Source organism: Hymenobacter aerilatus, from assembly GCF_022921095.1.
GTDB classification, from domain to species: Bacteria; Bacteroidota; Bacteroidia; order Cytophagales; family Hymenobacteraceae; genus Hymenobacter; species Hymenobacter aerilatus.
The window spans coordinates 408169-429737 of record NZ_CP095053.1 but is presented as its reverse complement, the minus strand read 5'-3'; the positions used below and the strand labels follow the sequence as shown (position 1 = coordinate 429737).

At 56.7% G+C, this 21569-nt stretch carries 12 protein-coding genes and 1 riboswitch; of the genes, 8 read left to right on the top strand and 4 right to left on the bottom strand.

Features of this window, described 5'->3' with window-relative positions; genetic code table 11:
• The first annotated feature begins 5 nt into the window (after positions 1–5).
• The 3 genes from MUN82_RS01750 to MUN82_RS01740 all read left to right on the top strand — a co-directional run bounded on the left by MUN82_RS01750 (position 6) and on the right by MUN82_RS01740 (position 3771).
• Complete coding sequence (locus MUN82_RS01750; RefSeq protein ID WP_245094382.1) at positions 6–620, top strand: hypothetical protein; 615 nt, start codon at positions 6–8, stop codon at positions 618–620.
• Between the two features lie 170 nt (positions 621–790).
• Positions 791–1351, top strand: a complete 561-nt coding sequence (locus tag MUN82_RS01745; RefSeq protein ID WP_245094379.1) for a hypothetical protein — start codon at positions 791–793, stop codon at positions 1349–1351.
• 77 nt (positions 1352–1428) lie between these two features.
• Positions 1429–3771 (top strand): GAF domain-containing protein, encoded by a 2343-nt coding sequence (locus MUN82_RS01740; protein ID WP_245094376.1) that lies wholly within the window; start codon positions 1429–1431, stop codon positions 3769–3771.
• 142 nt (positions 3772–3913) lie between these two features.
• Here MUN82_RS01740 and MUN82_RS01735 read toward each other — a convergent pair whose 3' ends face one another.
• Positions 3914–5149: a carboxypeptidase-like regulatory domain-containing protein gene (locus MUN82_RS01735; protein ID WP_245094373.1), complete on the bottom strand. Its 1236-nt coding sequence runs from the start codon at positions 5147–5149 to the stop codon at positions 3914–3916.
• Between the two features lie 281 nt (positions 5150–5430).
• A complete protein-coding gene (gene metE, locus MUN82_RS01730; RefSeq protein ID WP_245094370.1) occupies positions 5431–7737 on the bottom strand; it encodes a 5-methyltetrahydropteroyltriglutamate--homocysteine S-methyltransferase in 2307 nt (768 codons plus the stop codon).
• A 199-nt stretch (positions 7738–7936) separates the two neighbouring features.
• Positions 7937–8131, bottom strand: a riboswitch (cobalamin riboswitch).
• 146 nt (positions 8132–8277) lie between these two features.
• Between metE and MUN82_RS01725 the strand changes: the two genes are divergently transcribed.
• The 4 genes from MUN82_RS01725 to MUN82_RS01710 all read left to right on the top strand — a co-directional run bounded on the left by MUN82_RS01725 (position 8278) and on the right by MUN82_RS01710 (position 16090).
• A complete protein-coding gene (locus MUN82_RS01725) occupies positions 8278–8994 on the top strand; it encodes a 3-ketoacyl-ACP reductase (RefSeq protein ID WP_245094367.1) in 717 nt (238 codons plus the stop codon).
• 273 nt (positions 8995–9267) lie between these two features.
• Entirely contained in the window at positions 9268–12414 is a 3147-nt protein-coding gene (locus MUN82_RS01720) for a T9SS type A sorting domain-containing protein (RefSeq protein ID WP_245094364.1), read from the top strand.
• Between the two features lie 229 nt (positions 12415–12643).
• Positions 12644–15736: a serine hydrolase domain-containing protein gene (locus MUN82_RS01715; RefSeq protein WP_245094361.1), complete on the top strand. Its 3093-nt coding sequence runs from the start codon at positions 12644–12646 to the stop codon at positions 15734–15736.
• A 126-nt stretch (positions 15737–15862) separates the two neighbouring features.
• A complete protein-coding gene (locus MUN82_RS01710; protein WP_245094359.1) occupies positions 15863–16090 on the top strand; it encodes a DUF2905 domain-containing protein in 228 nt (75 codons plus the stop codon).
• A 94-nt stretch (positions 16091–16184) separates the two neighbouring features.
• On the opposite strand, the gene MUN82_RS01705 is transcribed toward MUN82_RS01710, so the two are convergent.
• Together MUN82_RS01705 and MUN82_RS01700 are read right to left on the bottom strand one after the other, a co-directional pair.
• Complete coding sequence (locus MUN82_RS01705) at positions 16185–16733, bottom strand: DUF2059 domain-containing protein (RefSeq protein WP_245094356.1); 549 nt, start codon at positions 16731–16733, stop codon at positions 16185–16187.
• Between the two features lie 82 nt (positions 16734–16815).
• Positions 16816–17997 (bottom strand): acyltransferase family protein, encoded by a 1182-nt coding sequence (locus MUN82_RS01700; protein WP_245094354.1) that lies wholly within the window; start codon positions 17995–17997, stop codon positions 16816–16818.
• A gap of 341 nt (positions 17998–18338) precedes the next feature.
• On the opposite strand from MUN82_RS01700, the gene MUN82_RS01695 reads away from it, so the two are divergent.
• Positions 18339–21452: a SusC/RagA family TonB-linked outer membrane protein gene (locus tag MUN82_RS01695; RefSeq protein ID WP_245094351.1), complete on the top strand. Its 3114-nt coding sequence runs from the start codon at positions 18339–18341 to the stop codon at positions 21450–21452.
• Positions 21453–21569 lie beyond the last annotated feature (117 nt).

Below are 21569 nucleotides of genomic sequence, written 5' to 3'. Positions count from 1 at the left end.
GCTCTTTGCATTTGATCTTACCGCTCACGCTGCTGCTTATCGGCTGCCGCTCAGCTAGCCAGATTATGGCAAAAAGCGAGGTCAACATCATCGAAAACCGGTTGCCAGCACTAGAGCTGGCCGTAGACCCCGGCCCGCTAATGGCTACCGAAGGCGCCTACCCCGACGACCCCGAGAAGCTGTTCGATACGGAGATGAAGCGCAACGTGCTAGAGCCCACTGATAGCACAGTATTCGGCTACGCCAAATTGCAAGTAATTAAGGCCGACGTTACGCGCAAGGGCAAGGGCTTTCAGGCCTTACAGATGCTAACGTTGCTGACCCCCAGCTTGCTGGGCCTACCCCTCGAAAACTACTGCACCGATATTCAGGCTGAAGTACAGATTATGGATGCCCAAGGCCACGTGCTGGGCACTTACACCGGCTCGGGTAAGTCGAACGTGCGGGTGGCCATGTACCACGGCTACTCTCAGAGCAAGGCCCCGCGCCTGGCCGACGTAGAAGCCCTGCGGCAGGCGCTCAGCCAGATTCGTCCGCAGCTGGCCGAAGATGCTGACACCCTGCGCCAGCAGCTGCTGCACACGGGCCCAGTAGAAACCATTATTGGCGCAGCTTATTAATAATTACTGCCGCTTGTCAAGAAACACCAGCGCCGCCCCGACGATTGTTGGGGCGGCGCTGGTGTTTCTTGACTACCCTTACTGACAGAACAGTGGCGTGCCGAAGCAATAATCCTTACCTCTGCAACGTACATAGGCATCCGGCACCGGCTGCTTATCTTTGTCCTGTTATGCTACGCACCTCCTTTTCCTGGCTGTTTCTTTCTCTTCTTGCTTTTGCTACGGCGGCCTGCTGCGGCAGCGTCGCCTGTGATAATCGGGAAAAGAATGCTGATACGCTATTTTTTCGGTTTGCACCTTCGGTGACAGACGAAGCTATTGAAACCGTGTATATCGTCCGAACTTATACGCCTAAGCCCAACGCTATTCCAACACCTACTCCTGGCCCTCCAGTGCGCGATACTGCTCGGTTGATAAGCACAGCCGCTGATTCATCGACAAACCGCAACCTCGCCATCGGTAATAATACCCCGTTTGTAGCCACGGCTAACCGTAAGCTCAATGCTTACACGTACGAGATTTACACGCCGAATCCGGCTGATACCACTGGCAAAACTAAAGTACTGCGTTTCGATATTACAAACGTCCAATTGCAAGGCGGGTTCAACGATGAAGATGGCTGCTGCACTTATTACATGAATACGCTTAAAACCATAGATCTTTATAACGGCAGAACGCTACAATCCGGCATCGACCTCAACAAAATATCCTATGCTCCGCTAGTACCCTAACTGAGGGTAGGCGAACTGCACGGTTTCTTCGTATATAGTACAGCTACTCTACTAGTGGCCTGCCTACGGAAACCGATATGCTGAAAGAACTCGTCTCCCCCATCGAAAGTACTATTTTCCCTTTCCACACTACGCTCAGCCTAGAACCGCTGATTACGTACTGGAAAAGCCGGGAAAACGATTCAAACGCTGGCCTCGCACAATTGGCTCGTAGTATTGGCGAGCAGGTGGCCCAAGAGCCCTGGGCACATGGCCCTATTACGGACCCTCATGCCGTAGAATGTGGTTGCCACCTGATTGAAACGCTGATGATGGCCGTGTTTCCGCCGGCTTCCTTCTCCACGGATATCAGCGGGGCTGTTCCGCCGTTTCAGCGCCGCAGCTTCTACTATACGCCTTTGTTTGGGGAGGTGCTGCTGAATGCCAACGACATCATCAAGCAGCCGCTCAACATCGACAGCCGCCATATGGAAATATATCTGGCGCGCATGGCCTATCATCTCATCCTGAGCAAGATATACGATGTAGAGCTACCAAAGAACGATACGCTGGTGTTTACGGTACCCGATTATAGCATCGGCCTGTACCGGCACTACGGCGTCGATTTTAACTCCACCTTCCTGAATGTAAAGCTGGTAGGTGAGCGGCCCGAGCTGACTGAAGAGCAGATTGATTTGCTGCTGCACAATATGCACCGCCAGGATTTGTGGCGGGAGCTGCTGCCGCCCGAGCGCTTCGAGTTGGAAGGCTTCAACATCCTGCACTTGGTGGACGTGACGGACCAGGAAATCCTGTCGGAATTGAAGTACGACTTGCTGGAGCGCGACGTGTTGCAGGCCTCCGACCGGCTGGAGCAGATTCAAGAGAAGCTGCGGGTGCTGTTTAAGCGGCCGTTTTTGCAGCTGGGCATTGCCGCCTACGACGAGAACAAGCAGGCTTTTGTGGACTTCGGCCGCAAAATCAACCACAGCTTCCTAACCAAGCAGCTCAACAACCAACAGGCCGGCGCGGGTTTTCACCAAATCTACTCCCAACTGTTGCAGGACCGCCAGCCACTGATTCTGGAAAACGTAGAAACGGCTGATATTCCGGAAGACTTGCGACAGCAGATCCGTAGCATCGGTATCAAAAGCGCCATCCTGGCCCTCCTACCCTACGGCGACGATACCGTGGGCCTGCTGGAGCTGGGCTCCCCTAATGTGGGTGACCTAGACGAATTCAGCTTGGAAAAGGTGAATCAGTTTGTGCCGCTGTTTGCGGTGGCCGTGAAGCGCAATGCCGAGGACATGCAAAACCGCGTGCAAGCCATTGTGAAGGAGAAGTTTACGGCCCTGCATCCTACTATGGAGTGGCGCTTCAACGACGCCGCTCTGAACCTGCTGGAGAAGATTGAAGCCGGCAACAAAAGTGCTGAGATGGAGGATATTGTCTTCCAGGAGGTGTATCCGCTGCATGGCTCCTGCGACATTCGCGGCAGCAGCACGGCCCGCAACGAAGCCGTGCAGGGCGACCTGATTGAGCACCTTACACTGGCCAACAAAGTGCTCAAAAAGGCTTCCGAGTTTCAGCAGCTTCCTATTCTGGATGAGCTGAAGTTTTACGTGGAAAAAAACCTGAAGCGGTTGCAGCAGGGGATTGTTTCGGGCGATGAGGTGAGCATCTTCGACTCGTTGAAATCGGAGGTAGAGCCCCTGTTTGAGTATTTCGCGCAGAACACGTTAGAATTGCGCCCCGTCATTGCGGAGTACTGGAACAACATCGACCCTGTGCTGGGCATTCTGTACAAGCGGCGCAAGGCGTTTGAGCGCAGCATTACCCTGCTCAACGATACGGTAAGCGACTACCTCGACGAGGAAGAGCAGAAAGCGCAACAGATGTTTCCGCACTACTTTCAGCGCTTCAAGACCGATGGGGTGGAGCACAACATCTACGTGGGTGCGTCGCTGGTAGAGAACAAGCCGTTTGACTTGGTATTTCTGAAAAACCTGCGCCTGTGGCAGTTGCTGGTGATGGTGGAAATTACGCGCCGCACCGCCGCCCTCAAGGCACACCTACCCGTGCCGCTCGATACCACGCAACTTATCCTCATCCATGGTCAGCCGCTGGCCATTCGCTTCCGGCAGGACGAGCGCCAGTTTGATGTGGACGGCGCCTACAACATCCGCTACGAAATCATCAAAAAGCGCATCGATAAGGCCACAATTCTGGGCACTGGCGAACGACTTACGCAGCCCGGTTGCATTGCCTTGGTATACGCCCAACAGCGCGAAGCCGACGAATACTTAGAATACCTCGATTACCTCCAGGACCGCGGCCTATTGGAACCCGAGATAGAGGAGCTGGAGCTGGAAGAGCTGCAAGGCGTGAAAGGCCTGCTCGCGTTGCGGGTACGAGTGAAGTTAGAAGAACAGAGTAATTAGAAAACCGCCTGTCCTCCTGAGCTTGCGAAGGACCTTCTCACGGTAGAACGAGTCGTTATTACGATAGTTGTTCACGCGTGAGAAGGTCCTTCGCGCTGCTCAGGAGGACAGGCGGTTTTTGGACAAACTCTATCCTACCCTCTTACTTCCGCTTGGGCTTGATGGTGGTACCAAAAGCGCCTTTCTGCTCGAAGGATTTAATTACTTCATCCTCTACCGGCGTGCGCTGCACTACGGGGTTGTTGGCCCAAAACTCGGGGTCGTACTTGGCTTGGCGGATGGTTTCGCGGTCTTTTTCGTCCAGGGTGCCGCGCTCGTAGGCAATACCGGTGGGCTTGCGGTTGGTGTCGTAGAAGAAAGTGAACGACGACACGTCGAGCTTGGTGGTAGGCGTACCGGGGCGCAGTACGTCCGCCGTTAGGTTGACCTTCATGTAGTCAAGCGGCGACACGGGGTCGGGCGTGTTCTGAAAGCTGAGGTCAAACGTCAACTTCGTGTTTTTCAGCTTGTAGGTAGGGTTTTGCGAAGCCGATGTATAGTTGGGCGAGGTGATGGTGAAGCGCACCACTTTGTAGGTATCCGTATCAACCCAGATGGTGCCGTTGGCCTGGTAACCTTCCACCTCGGGGCGGGTTTCGAAAGTGATTTCAGCTACATTGGCATCGCCTTTTTCCAAGATACCCTGTAGCTCCACGTAGTAGTTTTTCACCGCATTCGGGCTCAGCAGAGCCAGCGACACGGTGCTATCGGCATTGGGGTTGTAAAGGCCATAGCCTTTGGTGTTAAAGGAAAAGTTGGTGAAGTTGAGCAGCGCCTGCTTGGCGGCAAAGCGCCCTTGTGCTGTGGTGGTTCCCTCAATCCGAGCGTTGTTAGACTTCACGTTCCAGATCATTTCCTGCAACTCAGTAGGCTCCGCGCCGATGCGCGTCACCTGCCGGTAGTAGGCCTTGCCGTAAAATTTCTTGTCGTAATTCTCAGCCATGTGGCGATAGGCGCGGTCTACCAATTGAAAGGCATAGCTGCCTACCTTCACTTCGGGCAGCGTCACGGTGGCTGAGCCCAAGAGCACCTCAAAGGGCTTTTGCGTGCTGGTGACCACCAGCGTATCGCGCAAGTGACCAATTTCGGAGAAAATGACGCGCTGCGGCAGCGACGGCAGGTTCAGGAAAAACTGGCCGTCGGCGTTGCTGGCCGTACCCAATGACGTGCCCGGAATACCGATACTCACGAAGGGAATCGGCTCCTTAGTTTCTTTATCGAGGACAGAGCCGCGCAATTGGTATTGCGCCTGCGCGGCGCTGCTGCCTAGCAGCAAGAAAAAACCCATGAGCGCGAGCAGACGGGCAGCGGTAACAGCAAAGATGTTTGAACGAGCCAAAGCAAAGGAAGATTAGATGAACGAGCGTCTGGCTACAACGCCAATAAAGCATGCAGCCGTACGCCGCCCCGCAAAATACGGGCCGCACCCTCAATAAGAAGGTGAAAGGGTGAGTTTCGATGTTCTCTCATCCTGAGCTTGCAAAGGACCTTCTCACACGTGAACGACAAGCGTACCAACGACTCGTTCTGCGGGCATAAGGTCCTTCGCGCTGCTCAGGATGACAGAACATCAAAACTCACCCTTTCACCTTCTCAATCTCTCACAAACATCCCCTTTCACTACTTCCCTACCCTGGCGCGCACATGGTAGGCGGCTTGCACCATGTTGCGCAGGGCGGCTTCGGTTTCGGGCCATTTGCGAGTTTTCAGGCCGCAGTCGGGGTTTACCCATAGATTTTCGGCTGGTAGAAGCGTTTGCGCTTTTTCCAGCAACGCTACCATCTCAGTGGTGCTGGGCACGCGGGGCGAATGGATGTCGTACACGCCCGGCCCAATCTGATTGGGATATTGAAAATCGGCGAAGGCGGCCAGCAACTCCATCTGCGAGCGGGAGGTTTCCATGGTAATCACGTCGGCGTCCAGCTCGGCAATGGCAGGAAGTATTTCGTTGAACTCCGAATAGCACATGTGCGTGTGAATCTGGGTTTCGTCGCGCACGCCGGCAGCGGCTACCCGAAACGCCTGTACGGCCCAGGCCAGGTAGGTAGGCCAGTCGGAGCGGCGTAGGGGCAGCCCTTCCCGAATGGCAGGCTCGTCAATTTGAATCAGCTGAATACCAGCTTTTTCCAGTGCAAGCACTTCTTCGCGAATGGCCAGCGCAATCTGCAAGGCGGTAGTGGCCCTTGGCTGGTCGTCGCGCACAAACGACCATTGCAAAATGGTTACCGGTCCCGTCAGCATACCTTTTACATATTGCTGGGTCTGGGCCTGCGCGAAGGTGCTCCAGGCCACAGTCATGTCCTGCGGGCGGTGAATGTCGCCGTACAGAACAGGCGGTTTCACGCAGCGCGAGCCGTAGCTCTGCACCCAGCCGTTTTTGGTGAAAGCAAAGCCGTCGAGCAGCTCGCCAAAGTACTCCACCATATCGTTGCGCTCAAACTCACCGTGCACCAGCACATCCAGCCCTACCTCTTCCTGCCAGCGAATCACGTCGATGGTAGCGTTCTGCAAGGCTTCATCGTACTGCTCGCTGCTCAGTTCTCCTTTCTTGAAGCGGGCACGCAACTGCCGGATGTCCTCGGTCTGCGGGAAGGAGCCGATGGTAGTCGTGGGGAACAACGGCAGTTGCAGGTGCTCCTGCTGCCGGGCCTGCCGCACCGCAAACGGGCTCCGGCGGCGCGCATCTGCCTCCGTAACGGCGGCGGTACGCTCCTTGATATGGGTACGGTGGATACGCTCCGACTTGCGGCGGCTATCCAGCGCCTGTTGGTTTTGGCGTAGCAGGTCCTGAGCACTATGGTCTGCAATCTGACGCAATTCTTCTACTTCGCGCAGCTTCTGCTTCGCAAAGGCCAGCCAGTTCTTAATTTCCGGCGTCAGCGTCGCGTCGTTGGTTTCCAGGTCCAGGTCGCAGGGGCTGTGGAGCAACGAGCAGCTGGGCGCCAGCAGCACCCGCTCGGTGCCCAGCGCTGCTACTGCTTTTTCAAGCAGCGCCAACGACGCCTGGTAGTCGTTCTTCCAAATATTGCGGCCATCTACCACGCCCAGCGACAGGCTTAGCCACTGCGGCACCAGCGGCAGCACAGCATCCAACTGCTCTGGCGCCCGCACCAGGTCTAGGTGCAGGGCGCTGATGGGTAGGCTCACGGCCAGCTCGGCATTGTCGCGCAGGCCTTCGAAGTAAGTGGCTACAAGTAATTTGAGCCCGGGGCAGCTGCGCGCCAGTTTGGCGTAGGCAAACAGGTAGGCGTCTTTTTCAGCAGATGTTAGATCAAGAGCTAGGTAGGGCTCGTCGAGCTGCACCCAGGTGGCACCGTACTGATGCAGCTTGGTTAGCACCTCCACGTACACGGGCAGCAACCGCTTCAGCAACTCAATCCGGTGGAAGCCCTCTTCCTTTTCCTTCCCCAACAGCAGGTAGGAAACCGGCCCCAGCAGCACCGGCTTGGGCGTGGTGCTGAGCGTGTTGCGTGCGTGAATGAACTGATCGAAAATGTGCTCCGAAAACAGCCGAAACTCCTGGTCGGCCGTGAACTCGGGCACGAGGTAGTGGTAGTTGGTGTCGAACCACTTCGTCATCTCCATCGCCGTGATGTCGAGGCCATTGCGCTGGTAGCCACGGGCCATGGCAAAGTATAGATCCACCGCGGTGTTCTGCGGATTTTCACTGAGCACGGGCGTGTAGCGCCTGGGAATGGCCCCTACCATCAAGCTGGTATCCAGCACCTGATCGTAGTAGCTGAAGTCGTTGCAGGGAATCAGATCGAGGCCGGCTTCCTGCTGCAACTGCCAGTTGTGTTGGGCAATGTGGCGGGCGGCGGCCTGCAATTCGGACAGCGTCAGCTGGCCCGACCAGTATTTCTCACTGGCCTTTTTCAGTTCGCGTTGGCTACCAATGCGCGGGTAGCCGAGGTTGTGCGTAAGCATAGTGCTTAGGGTGAAGGGAACAATAAATGGATTTATTGTTCTCGCAACGAGTACGTTACGCGCCCAACACAGTGTATGGCCTACCCTGCACCCTACCGTCCGGCGTGCATACGCACGCGCCAGCCTCCACCTCGCGGAGACTCTTAAGAAGACAGCAGTATGCAATTGACCAGACTACTGCTTCAGAGCGCGGAAGCATACGTCAAGGCGTAGAAAGGCAAGTCTCCTGGCTTGTACCATTACGATCATCCTTCTCATTCTGCCTGGCAGAACAATGGACGTGCTACGGATCGTAACTTGTTTGGGTACTTACAGTTGCGCGACAGCCCGTGATTCACACACGGTTCCTTATTAATTCCGGTATTACCCGAAAACCCCTCTACGGCAATTGATATTGCAAAGAACTAAGGGCAATGATACGCGAAATTTCCGGCGCAACAACTCGCAGGCTAGTTGGTTGCTAGTAGTCCTACCCCTTACCCCTACCTCACAGGGAACCTGGGGTAGGGCTCACCAACCTCTTTAATCCCCTTTACTTATATGGAAAATCTGACCGGAAAAGTCGCCCTTGTAACGGGTGCCGGCAAAGGCATTGGCCGCGCCGTAGCCGTGGCTCTGGCACACGAAGGCGTGCACGTGGGCTTGCTGGCCCGCTCCGAAAACGACTTGCGCAACGTAGCCGCCGAACTGGAAAAGCTAGGCGTGAAAGCTGCCATTGCAACGGCTGATGTAGCTGACCGAGGCGCCGTGGAAGCTGCCGTAGCGCAGATACAGCAGCAACTCGGGGCCATTGATATTCTGCTCAACAACGCTGGCACAGCCGCGTTCGGCAAGTTTCTGGAGCAGGAACCCGACGCCTGGGAAAACATTATCCGGGTGAACCTCATGGGCGTGTACTATGCCACTCGCGCTGTACTACCCGGCATGATTGAGCGCCAGACCGGCGACATTATCAATATTTCTTCCACGGCCGGACAGCGCGGGGCGGCAGGCACCAGTGCCTACTCGGCCTCCAAGTTTGCCGTGCTGGGCCTCACCGAGTCGCTGATGCAGGAGGTGCGCAAGCACAACATTCGCGTGTCGGCCCTCACACCTAGCACCGTGGCTACCCCGCTGGCGCAGGAGCTAAAGCTTACGGATGGCAACCCCGAGAAAGTGATGCAGCCGGAAGATCTGGCCGAGTTCATCATTGCCCAACTCAAGCTGAACCGCCGGGTGTTTGTGAAGGAAGCCGGGCTGTGGAGCACCAATCCGTAAAGCAGAAGTGCCTAATCGAACGAAGCTCCTGCTTACGATCTGTTTAGGAGGAGCTTCGCTCGATTAGGTACTTTCTTATTTTTAGAGAACTATGGTTAAACAAAATCCTTCCTATCGATCCGTAACAGCTCGTTTTCAACTTAGTATACCGATGGAATGGCTTTAACTTATATGTTCATTCACTTTTCAAACATCAGGCTTTGTAGACCCAATCTTCATAAAGTAAGGCAATAAGTTTGTAAGGACTCTGGCACTGTTTTACCTGCCAGCGTTATGAAACATTTCTTACTGACTAGTTACCTTATCATAGGTTTCACTAGTATCAGCCAAGCGGCTACTTTCACTGTTACGAACACTGCCGATGCGGGCACCGGCTCATTACGGCAAGCTATTACCGATGTGAATGCCGCCGGTGCTGGGCCGCACACTATTGCCTTCAATATTCCCAGCAGCGCGCTTACGGGTTCTTTTGCAAGCCAGCGGGCCTTAATCACGCTTGCATCTGCTTTACCCAACATTACCGTAGCGAATGTCACGCTTGATGGTTTTACGCAGACCACAACCGTAGGCAATACGAACACAGGTACCTTTGGCACCACCGCGACTGTAGGAATAGATGGGCTGGCTGTGTCTCCCGTGGAACGACCTGAAGTTGAAATTAGCTTTCCTACAGGCTTCTCCGCACTTACTTGCACGGCCGCAGGATTTACTATCCGTGGTGTTGCCATACATGGAGGCTCTGACCAGTTCAACAGTGCAGCCCTGACTTTGAATGGCAGCGGTTTCAGCGTAGTGAATTGCCTTATAGGTACCACGGCACTCGACTACGGCTACCCAGCAAATGCTCCCTGCGCTTCGTTTGGCATTACCATTGGCACTGGCGGGGCAGGCAGTGTTACGAACTCCTTAATTGGTTTTACGGGCAGCTCGGGTATCTACGTCATTAATGGTGCTGCTAACACCGTCAGCGTTACGGGCTGTCAGTTCAACCAAAATGGCTACACCAGAGGCGGAGGCGACGGCATTACACTAGGTAGGTCCGGAACGGCGGTTGCTGGGCCAGCAACCGTTCGCGGCAATTTGTTCACGGCTACCAACTCTAGTGCCGTGCAATTCGAAATTGGCTCTGTTTCAGCCTCTATCATTGAGAACAATACGATGCTCGCCTCGGGATTAGGTGGTAACGGCACCAATACAGCCTCGCTGGAGGGCTCGGCTATCTGCTACCTCCAGCGCGACGGCACCCGCACCGGTACGAATGCTGACATTATCCGACGCAATATTATTCAAGGCTCAGAAGCCTCTGGTATCGTGGTTGGCTATGGCCAGCGCAACGTGCGCATTACGGAGAATGCTATTTATAGCAATGGCTTGCTGAGCATCGATCTAATCGATAACTCTGCTATTCGCGTGGGTACAGCTGCTCCTAACGCCGATACGTACGGTAACGGGGATGGGGTAACGCCTAACAGCGGAGCCTTTGGTACGAACACGGCATCTCCTAACTACCGCATCAACTACCCTATTTTCACTGCTGCTGCTCTGAATGGCAATACGCTTACAGTAAGCGGCTACGTAGGTACGGCAGCAGGTCAAACTGACTTTGGAGGTGCTACCGTAGAGATTTTTGAAGCAGTAGATGATGGCAACAATGACGGCACCATTACAACTACTTCTTCAGGATCTGTCCCCCACGGCGAAACCCGCCGCTACCTTGGCTCGATTACGGCAGCCAGCAACGGAACCTTTACCAACGTTGCGCTTACCGTCAGCAATCTGGTAGCGGGCAACGCCATTAGCGGCACCGCCTGGCTTACAGCCCGGGGCACCTCAGAAGCATCGAATAACTTCACTGTGACGGCTGCTGCCCAGTTTCCAGTCGCTAATGATGTGGTCAACCCCGTTTTGCAAAATATGGCGCCTCGCACAGCACTAACGGCCGCACTGGATGCTACTACTCCTAGTGGCACTACCATCACCTCTTTCACGATCGTATCGTTGCCAGCAGCGGCTTCTGGTGTGCTGTACTATACCAGTGGGAGCACCACCAGTCTTGTGCAGGCAGGTCAGGTAATTCCATTTGCAGACCGAGGCAACTTGTCATTCGATCCGGCAAGTGGCTTCTCAGGTGAAGCGGTGGTTGGTTACACAGCCACCAACAATACAGGCACAGTAAGCGCGGGCAATGCCACACTCACTATTCCGATTAACAATCCGCCTACTGCCAATAATATAACAAACGCCACCATTGCTAACACAGCTGGCCAAACAGCTATAACATCGCTCAGCGGGACAGATACCGACGGTACTATTACAGCCTTCACAATCACGACCATTCCTCCCGCTGCCGCAGGCGTGCTGTACTACAACAATGGTACAGCTACAGTAACCGTGACAGCAGGCACAGTTGTAAGCTTTGCCCGTGCAGGCCAGTTACTTTTCACTCCGGCTGCGGGCTACAACGGGCAGGCAATATTCCAATACACAGCCACCGACAACCAGAACGGGCTGAGTAGCGCGGCCACCTACACTATTCCGGTAGGCACCGGTACCAGCACAGCTACCAATGCCCAGCCAGTGGCTGGCAACGTCACGAACTCCACTATTCCGCGCAATGCAGGAATTACGTCCATTAACAGCTTAATTGGTACAGACTCGGACGGTGCTGTGGTAGGCTATACAATCAAAACGTTGCCCACCAGCGGTACGCTTTACTTCAACAGTGTACTGGCCACGGTGGGTATGCAAATTCCGTTCAACCAAGCCAATTTGTTGGCTTATCAACCTAGTGTCACAGGAGCTTACAGTTTCAACTATACAGCCACCGACAACTTAGGACTGGAAAGCTCCGCAGCAGCTACCTTCTCTATTCCGGTTGGGGCACCGCTACCGGTAGTGCTCAAGCAATTTGCAGTGGTAGCCCGCAAAGAAGATGCCCTGGTTACGTGGGCAACGGCCCAGGAACTACGCAGTGCCTATTTTGCCGTGGAGCGCAGCTTAGATGGTACCCAGTACAGCGAGATTGGCCGGGTGAACGGGCAAGGAGCCTCCTCTTCCAGCCACACCTACTCATTCACAGATGCCGGTATTGGGCGCGAGTTGCCAGGTATGGTGTACTACCGGTTGCGGCAAGTAGATCTGGATGGCACTATCTCCTATAGCCCTGTACAGGCTATCCGCTTTGGTGCCTCAGTGGTAGTGCAGGTATTGCCTAACCCAGCTAGCCAGGAACTGCATGTGCAATTACCCGTTGCCGGTGCCCGCTGCCTGATCTATTCTCCTGCTGGCAGCCTACTGCAAACTACCACCACTACGCACACCTCAGCAACGCTAGATGTTCGCTCGCTGGCCTCGGGGTTGTACATTCTGCGCGTAGAAATGCCGCAGGGCAGCTCAGTACATCAGTTTATAAAAGAGTAACTCTTTCTCTTTTGCCCCCACCCAAACGCCCCTGTTGCTTTCCGCAGCAGGGGCGTTTTGCTGAAGTACCACGTCAAAGCGCTATTCTGGCTAGTACGGTCAGACCACCTCAAACGCCCCAGGGCTGCACAAGCGCATTAGCATATTCTTCTGCTGGGGCAGATGCAACTATTTCCCTCCTAATTCCTCTATTTTCGCAACTTACGTATCTCAACTGTTGCGAAATACCTTGTCTACCTCTCGTCTTCTACCGTGCCTGTTGCTGCTGTTCGCGCTGCTGCACGCCCCGGATGCTTCGGCCCAGCGGCGGCGGAAGCCAGCCAAAACTCCTGCGCCAGCCGCTTCATTGAACACGCCTGTGCCTTTTGCCCCGCAGCTCAGCTCACGCTGGGTTGATTCGGTGATGGCCACGCTGACGCCCGACCAGCGCGTGGCGCAACTGTTTATGGTGGCCGCCTACTCCAACCGCAACCGCGCGTTCGAGGATTCGGTATCGACTCTCATTCAGCAATATGGTATTGGGGGGCTGATCTTTTTCCAGGGTGGCCCGGTGCGGCAAGCCAAGCTACTGAACCGCTACCAGAGCCAGAGCAAGGTGCCGCTGCTGGTGGCGCTGGATGGGGAGTGGGGCCTGGGCATGCGCCTAGATAGCACCATTCGGTTTCCCTACCAGATGAGCATGGGCGGCCTCCGCGACAATCAGCTGCTCTACGACATGGGGAAGGAAATTGCCCGCGAGTTCAAGCGCATTGGCATGCACGTGAACTTCGCGCCGGTGGTAGACGTGAACAATAACGCTGCCAATCCCGTGATTGGCTACCGCTCGTGGGGCGAGAACCGCGAGGACGTAACCGAGAAAAGCTACCAGTACATGCGCGGCATGCAGGATGCTGGCGTGCTGGCCGTGGCCAAGCACTTCCCCGGCCATGGCGACACCGACACCGACTCGCACTTGGCCCTACCCCTCATTCGGGTAGACCAGCGCCGGATTGATACGTTGGAGCTGTTTCCATTTAAAAGCCTGATTAAGAGCGGCTTGGGTGGTATGATGGTGGCCCACCTCAACATCCCGGCCCTCGACAGCACCGGCCTACCCTCTACCCTCAGCAAGCCCATCGTGACGGGCTTGTTGCAGCAGAAGATGGGATTTGACGGTATGATTTTCACCGACGCCATGAACATGAAGGGCGTCATCAGCAAGTACCCGCCCGGCGAGGCCGATGTGCGCGCCCTGCTCGCCGGCAACGATATTCTGGAATTCTCGAAAAACATTCCGCTGGCCCTGCGCATGGTGCGTGAGGCCATCAACCGCGGCGAGCTAACGCAGCAGGAAATAGACAGGCGCTGCCGCAAGGTATTGGCCCTCAAGCAATGGGTAGGCCTCAACCATTACCGCCCCGTGGAGCTAAAGAACCTGTATCAGGACCTGAACACGCCCCACGCCGAGTACCTCACGCGCCGCCTCTCGGAGCTGAGCGTAACGGTGCTGCGCAATCAGCAGCAAACCCTACCCCTGCAGCGCCTCGATACCCTGCGCATCGCCACCCTGGCCATTGGTACCACCGATACCACCTACTTCCAAAAAATGGTGGCCGACTACGCCACTACCAAGCACTTCTGGCTGCCTGCCTCCGCCAGCCTCGACGAGCTGATGCGCATGCGTGAAGCGCTGAAGCCTTATAACACCATCTTGGTGGGCGTGAACAACCTGGGCCGCCTACCCGCTACCAACTTCGGTGTGACGCCCGAAACCAACGTGCTGCTGCGCGAGCTGAGCACCGGGAAACAGCGGGTAGTGGTCAGCGTGTTTGGCAATGCCTACGCCGTAGACAAGTTGCGCGATCTGAACCGCGCCACCGCCGTGGTACTGGCCTACCAGGAAAGCCAGAACGCTCAGGAAGTGGCCGCCGAAATCATTTTCGGGGGCGTGGGTGCCACCGGGCGCCTGCCCGTTACCATCAACCAGCAGTTTCCGTACGATGCCGGCCTCACCACGCAGGGCGGGCAGCGCCTGGCCTACTCCTACCCCGAGGCAGTGGGCATGAGCAACAACCTCGAACATCGTATCGACTCGCTGATCAACAATGCTATTGCGGCCAAGGCGTTTCCCGGCGCAGAGGTAGTTATTGCCCGGCGCGGCACGGTGGTGCTGCGCAAAAGCTACGGCACGCACACCTACCCTACGGCCGGCCAGAAGGCCCGGCCCGTCACGAATACCGACCTGTACGACATGGCCTCGGTGACGAAAATTACGGCAGCCCTACCCGCGCTGATGAAGCTGCAAGACGAGGGTAAGTTCTCGCCCGAAATGACGATGGGCCAGGTGTTTCCGGAGTTCAAAGGCACCAACAAAGCCGATCTGAAGCTGCGCGACGTACTTACCCACCAGGCCCGCCTGAAGGCCTGGATTCCATTCTGGAAGGAATACACGGCGCCCAAAGGTTTGCTCAACAAGCGCCCGGATGCCGTTACGGTATCGGATAAGAAGCCGAGCGAGATGAGCCGGCGCTACTTCCGGGCCGATTCGTCGGCGCGGTTCCCCATCCGGGCAGCCAATAACGTGTGGGTGCGCAAGGATATGCCCGACCGTATTCACCGGGAAATTGGCGCTTCTCCACTGAACGAGAAGCCGGGCTACGTGTATTCCGACTTGTCGTTTATTATGTATCCTGAGTTTGTGAAGCGCGTGGCGGGTGAGCCGCTGGACCAGTTTGTGGGCCAGGAAATTTACCAGCCGCTGGGGGCTACCACGCTCACGTTCAACCCTACCCGCCGCTTCCCGCTCAGCCGCATTGTGCCCACCGAGTACGACTCGCTATACCGGCACCAATTGCTGCACGGTGCCGTACACGATGAAGGGGCCTCTTTGCTGGGCGGCCTATCGGGCCACGCCGGCTTGTTCGGCAACGCCAACGACTTAGCCAAAGTGGTGCAGATGTATGCTTGGAACGGCCGCTACGGCGGGCAGCAGGTCTTGAAAAAAGAAACGCTGCAGGAGTACACCCGCTGCCAGTTCTGCCCCGACAACCGCCGCGCCCTGGGCTTCGACCGCCCTACCCTCGACCCGACCATCAACTCGGCCAAGAGTGCCTCGCAGCAGAGCTACGGCCATACGGGCTACACGGGCACCTATTTCTGGGTAGAGCCCACCGAAGATCTGGTGTGCATTCTGCTTACCAACCGCGTATATCCAACGCGCAACAACAACAAGCTGGGCGAGCTGAGTGTGCGTAGCAACTTTCTGCAGATTGCCATTGAGGCCGCACAAGCCGGTAAAACGGCGCGCCTACCCATCGAGTCGACGGTGCCGAAGGAGGAGTAGCGCCAGCGGCTGCCACGTGCAGAGGCCGTGCGGAAAGCAACTGATTGCTTTCCGCACGGCCTCTATTTTTTTCTACCTTGCCATATTCTGCCAGTCAGCAGTTATACTCATGTTTTTCTCTGTAGTATGAGTCCGCAGCTTGGAAAGTTACTGGTTCTTCTTGGCCTCACGCTGGCGGTAGTAGGCACCATTATTTGGTGGGGCGGTGGTAGTGTACTGAGTTGGTTTGGCCGCTTGCCCGGCGACATCCGCGTGGAGCGGCCCGGTTTTCGGCTCTACGTGCCGTTTGTCTCGATGCTACTCATCAGCCTGCTGCTTAGCCTGGTACTGTGGATAATCAGACGTTTTAGCTGAATTATTGATAGACGGCTCCAACTCCTTCTTGTACACAACACCCCCTACCCCAGTGCTGGGGTAGGGGGTGTTGTGTACAAGAAGGAGTTGGAGCTTACTCCGTGGATTGGCCTTGACCCAACTTCTGCATAATCGTCTGCTGCAGCTCAGGCATGTGTTCCTGCACACGGCGCTGAGCAATCAGCATCCCTTCCTGCATCAAACTGGTCTGCTTGCTGATGTATTTCTGGCCGGTGGGCGTCTGGTAGAACCGGTTGAGGTCCTGTAGCTCGGATGCCGTGAATTCCCGGGCGTATACCTGCACCATATCTTCCCGGAGCGCAGTCCAGCTCATGTATTTATTGAAAAATGCGCGCATTTCTGGCTCTACTGTCTGCAACTGCGGATTCTGCTTTACCTGCATGTCCAGCATCTGCTCCATCATGGTGGTCATGTTTTTGTCCATTTGCATGGTACCAAACAGTGTTTCGGCCGCTTGCCGCTGCGCAGCAGGTATAGGCTCTGCGGCTACCGGTGCGGGAACGGGTGTTGTGGCCGCAGCAGCTGGCTTGGTGGTTTTGCCTTTTGCTGATTTAGTCTGAGCCACTGCCGCGGGAGCAGTCAGCAGTAGCCCGCAGGCCAGTAGTACTATGTAGTGTTTCATAAAGCAGTATACGGAGTATGAGAGTGTGCATACAAGGTAGCGCACACAGCCGAGTCTTGTGGGAATACGCCAAAAATCAGCCTCATACTTTAATAATGATCCGACGTTTGTACATCACCCACAATACGCCGTACCAGATGAGTACGCACACGATGGCTGCCGCCAGTGAAGCATTGAGGGGACTGAGGTAGGGCACGAAGAAACGTTGGTACAGCCACTGGTGGGCCGACGTGGTGCCACCTGTCCCGTTGGGCACCTGCCACATGCCCAGCCACCGCGCCACCACCCCCGACAGGAAAAACACGGTAATGGCATTGACGCCGTACACCACCGCAAAGCGCGACCACCAGCCCCGGTAGCCCTGTATGTCGCAGAGCCAGTAGAGCGCTGCTAGGGTAGCACCCGCCAGTCCGCCTACATAAAGCACAAACGAGCTGGTCCACAGACTTTTGTTGATCGGGAACCAGCCGTTCCAGATGAGGCCCAGCACCACGGCGGCGGCGCTTAGTACGAACAGCCAGGCAATGCGCTCGGCCACGGGCACCGCCTTGCGGCGCAGCCACTGCCCGGCCAGCAGGCCTAGCAACCCCGTGCCCACGGCGGGTAGGGTGCCTAGTAGGCCCTCGGGGTCCCAGGTTTTGCTCTGGCTCCAGAGGTGGTCCTCGCCCAACACCGTGCGGTCGAGCCAGGCGCCGAGGTTGGTGGCGGGCTCCAGGTTGGCGGCCCCTCCCCCCGGCACAGGCACTACCTGCATCAGGATGTTATACCCTACCAGGGCCGCTACCAGCAGCCACACCTGCGTGCGCCAGTCGGTTTTTACGAACACCACTCCGCACACCAAAAATACCAGCGCAATGCGCTGCAACACGCCTAGCACGCGCACGTGCGCGAAATCGAAGCGTGGTTCGAGGGCCATCAGCAGTCCTAGTCCGAATAGGATGGCGGCTCGCTTTAGCACGCGCAGGAGCAGTTGCGGGTGGCGGCTGGTGTCTTGCCGGGCCGTGCCCAGGGCATAGGCAATGCTGACGCCCACGATAAACAGGAAAAACGGAAAAATGAGGTCGGTGGGCGTGCAGCCGTTCCAGTGCGCGTGCTCTAGCGGGGCGTAGATGTGGCCCCAGTCGCCGGGGTTGTTGACGAGCAGCATGGCCGCCACCGTGAAGCCCCGGAACACGTCCAGAGAAAGCAAGCGGCCGGGCTGCGAGGCTTCGGCCAGGGGTAGGGCACCGGTGGTAGCGGCGGCAGCCTGGGTAGTGGTGTGCATAGGTAGGGGCGTTTTGCTAAATGTATATATTTCACCACGACCTCCCATTTCCTATCTGCTGTCAGCACCGATAAAGACGGCTATTGACCCCACAGAATACCAAGCAGCCTCGACAAACAGCTCACACTGCTTGCGCTATTGTCGGTGAAAATGTAGATTGAAAAGCAGATTCTTATGCATCAAGCAAGCTCAATTGCACTTTAAGTAGCTAGCTGACAATCGTAATTTGTACAAAGCGGCAGCAATAGACCTTTTTCAAGTTTCCAGTTCCGCCATACTTTCTGCTTTGCATTCATCGGCTGTCGATGTCTCTATGTTTTCCATTTCCCTTTCCCATTTCTATGCACAAACTCCTACTATTTCTCCTGCTATTAGGCTTTGTAGTGCCCAGCGCCTACGCCCAAACGGGGGCACCCCGCGCCGTAACGGGCGTAGTCACGGCTGCCTCCGACAACTCGCCCCTACCCGGTGTGACGGTAGTGGTGAAGAATACTACCAACGGCGCTACCACTAACGGCGACGGCCGCTTCACGCTACAGGCTGCGCCTGGTACGGTGCTCGTATTCAGCTTTATCGGCTATACCAGTCAGGAGCGCACGGTAGAGGCTACCGGCGAAATCAGCGTGTCCATGCGCGAGTCGGCGCAGCAGTTACAGGAGGCCGTGGTGACGGGCTACGGCATCAAGGAAGAGCAGGCTAAAATCAACTATGCCGTGCAGGTGGTGAAGTCCAAGGACATTATTGAATCGCGGCAGCCGAACGTGGTGAATGCCCTGCAGGGCAAGGTAGCCGGCGTGCAGGTGACCAGCTCGGGCGGCGCGCCCGGCGAGGGAGCGTCTATCGTGATTCGCGGTGGGGCCTCGCTCGACTCGGACAACCAGCCGCTATTCGTGATTGACGGCATTATCATGGACAACTCCTCGTTTGTGGAGTCGACGGCGCCGGGCGGAGGCTCTGCCTTCAACGGCATTCTAGGTCGCTCATCGGCCAGCACTAACCGCGCTGGTGACTTGAACCCCGAGAATATTGAAAGCATGACGGTGCTGAAAGGTCCGGCCGCTTCGGCCATCTACGGCCTGCGCGCCGCCAACGGTGCTGTGGTGATTACCACCAAAAAAGGCACCAAGGGCACTACTACCCTCAACTACCGCACCCAGTTTTCGGTGGATGAGGTGAGCCGCCTACCCAAGCTACAGGACCAGTACAAGCAAGGCTCGCAGGGCGTGTTTGATACGGGTGTGCGGGGCTCCTGGGGGCCGCGCTTCCAGCCAGGCGAACCGGTATACGACAACCTGGGTAACTTCTTCCAGACCGGCAAAAGCTGGCAGCACTACCTCACTATGTCGGGTGGCAGCGACAAAGGGACCTTCTTCGTGTCGGCCTCGCGCCTCGATCAAACCGGTGTGGCGCCTACCAGCCAGTACGACAAAACCACGGCGCGCCTGTCGGGCACCTTTCAGTTTACGCCAAAGTTCAGCGGTTCGGGCTCGGTGGAATACCTGAATTCGGGCAACCGCTCGCCCTTGCAGGGCGATGGCCTGTTTGGGGGCGCGGGCGGCTACCTCCGTAGCCTCCTAAACTGGCCCCGCAACGACGATGCCCGCAACTACCTGAACCCCGATGGCTCGGTGCGCCGCCTGCTGGGCGCTGCCCAAGCCAGCACCGATGCTGATAACCCTTACTTCCAGGTGTACCGCAACCCCCAGACCAGCCGCACCAACCGCATGCTGGGCAACGTGCAGTTGGGCTTCAAAGCCACCGACTGGCTGAACTTCAGCTACAACATCGGCAACGACTTCTACTTTCAGAAAGACCGCTCGGTACGGGCTGTGGGTACCACCCAGCGCGACAACCAGAACGGGGGCATTTCAGAATCTGACGTTTTCAACCAGCTCATTACCAGCAACCTGCTGGCTACCCTCACGCACCGCTTCAGCGACAACTTTAGCGGCTCCTTGGTACTGGGCAACACCGTGGAGTACCTGCACCGCGAAACCACCGACAATCTGGGCCTGATTTTCCAGAACCCTACCTTCACCAGCATCAACAACACGGTGAACCGCAACGTGTTGATTACCACCCAGGACCGCCGCCTAATTGGTAACTTTGCCCGCCTGAGCCTGGACATGTTGCAGCAGGTGACGCTGGAGGTGAACGGCCGCATCGACCAATCCTCTACCCTACCCCGCCCCGACGAAGGCAAAAACTTTGGCAAGCTCTTCGGCTACGGCTCGGTGGCGGCGGGCTGGCAGTTTACGCGTCTGCTGGGCTTGGATCAAAACCGCTACCTCAACTTTGGTAAGATTCGGGCGGCGGTGGCCGACGTGGGCAAGGACACCCAGCCCTACCGGGTGTTTTCGCCGCTGGCGCAGGCTACCTACATTGGGGGCGGCTTCCGCAACGGCTTCTTCGGCTCCAACGCCAACCTGGTACCCGAGCGCACCCGCGCCATTGAGGGCGGCTTGGACTTGCAGTTCATTCAGAACCGCCTGGGCCTGAGCGTGACGTACTACAACCAGCTCACCCGCGACCAAATCATTGGGCCGCGCGTGAGCCAGGCCACGGGTTTTATTCTGCAATACATCAATGCAGGCAACGTGCGCAACCAGGGCTGGGAAGTGTCGTTGACGGGCACACCCGTGCGCGCCGCCAGCGGCTTTACGTGGGATGTGCTGGCCAATTACACCCGCAACCGCAACAAGGTAGAGTCCATTCCGAGTTTCTTGACGGAGGTGTTCCAGTCGGATGTGAATCTGACCGGGGCCCGCGGCGGTGCCTTCCTGGGCCGCCCGATTTCCTCCATCAGCGCCACCGATTTCCAGCGCGCACCCGACGGACAGATTCTGATCAACCGCAACACGGGCTACCCGCTCATCAACACCGGCACGTTCATCTACGCTGGCAACCGCGCGCCCGATTTCACGGTCCAGATTACCAACTCGTTCAGCTACAAAGGCCTGGGCCTGTCGTTCCTGACGGACTTCCGGAAGGGTGGCAAAGTGTTCAATGGCAATGAGTTGTACCTCACAGGCACCGGGTTAGCCGAGCGCACCCAAGACCGCTACAAGCAGGTGGTGTTCGATGGGGTAATTGCCAACGCAGACGGCACCTACTCGGCCAACACGCGCCCTGTAGAGCTGACGCAAGCCTACTACCAAAACGTGCTGGGCGCTATCGGTACGCCGTTTATTGAAGACGGCTCCTGGGTGCGCCTGCGCTACGTGAACCTGACGTATGCCCTACCCGCCGCCCTGCTGGAGCGCAACAAGTTCATTAAAGGCGTGGAGCTGAATGTGACCGGCCGCAACCTACTGCTGCTCACCAAATACTCAGGCGTAGATCCCGAAACAGCAGCTTCGGGTGCCGGCGTGCGCGGTGGCGGCTCCGGCGGCTTCGACTACGGCGCTGTGCCCGGCACCCGCGGCGTAGACATGGGACTACGGGTGAACTTTTAAGTGGAAGCCCCTCGTCAGGCCGTTATGCTGAGCGCAGCAAAGTCGAAGCATCTCTACTGCTTCGTTGCTACCAACTAAAAGTAGCTTACAGCAGAGATACTCCGCCTCCGCTCAGCA

Excerpts from the sequence above, each read along its gene's own strand:
- MUN82_RS01720 (WP_245094364.1), top strand. The coding sequence starts at position 9,268 with ATGAAACATTTCTTACTGACTAGTTACCTTATCATAGGTTTCACTAGT.
- MUN82_RS01700 (WP_245094354.1), bottom strand. The coding sequence starts at position 17,997 with ATGCACACCACTACCCAGGCTGCCGCCGCTACCACCGGTGCCCTACCC.
- metE (WP_245094370.1), bottom strand. The coding sequence starts at position 7,737 with ATGCTTACGCACAACCTCGGCTACCCGCGCATTGGTAGCCAACGCGAA.
- MUN82_RS01740 (WP_245094376.1), top strand. The coding sequence starts at position 1,429 with ATGCTGAAAGAACTCGTCTCCCCCATCGAAAGTACTATTTTCCCTTTC.
- MUN82_RS01710 (WP_245094359.1), top strand. The coding sequence starts at position 15,863 with ATGAGTCCGCAGCTTGGAAAGTTACTGGTTCTTCTTGGCCTCACGCTG.
- MUN82_RS01725 (WP_245094367.1), top strand. The coding sequence starts at position 8,278 with ATGGAAAATCTGACCGGAAAAGTCGCCCTTGTAACGGGTGCCGGCAAA.
- MUN82_RS01695 (WP_245094351.1), top strand. The coding sequence starts at position 18,339 with ATGCACAAACTCCTACTATTTCTCCTGCTATTAGGCTTTGTAGTGCCC.
- MUN82_RS01745 (WP_245094379.1), top strand. The coding sequence starts at position 791 with ATGCTACGCACCTCCTTTTCCTGGCTGTTTCTTTCTCTTCTTGCTTTT.
- MUN82_RS01705 (WP_245094356.1), bottom strand. The coding sequence starts at position 16,733 with ATGAAACACTACATAGTACTACTGGCCTGCGGGCTACTGCTGACTGCT.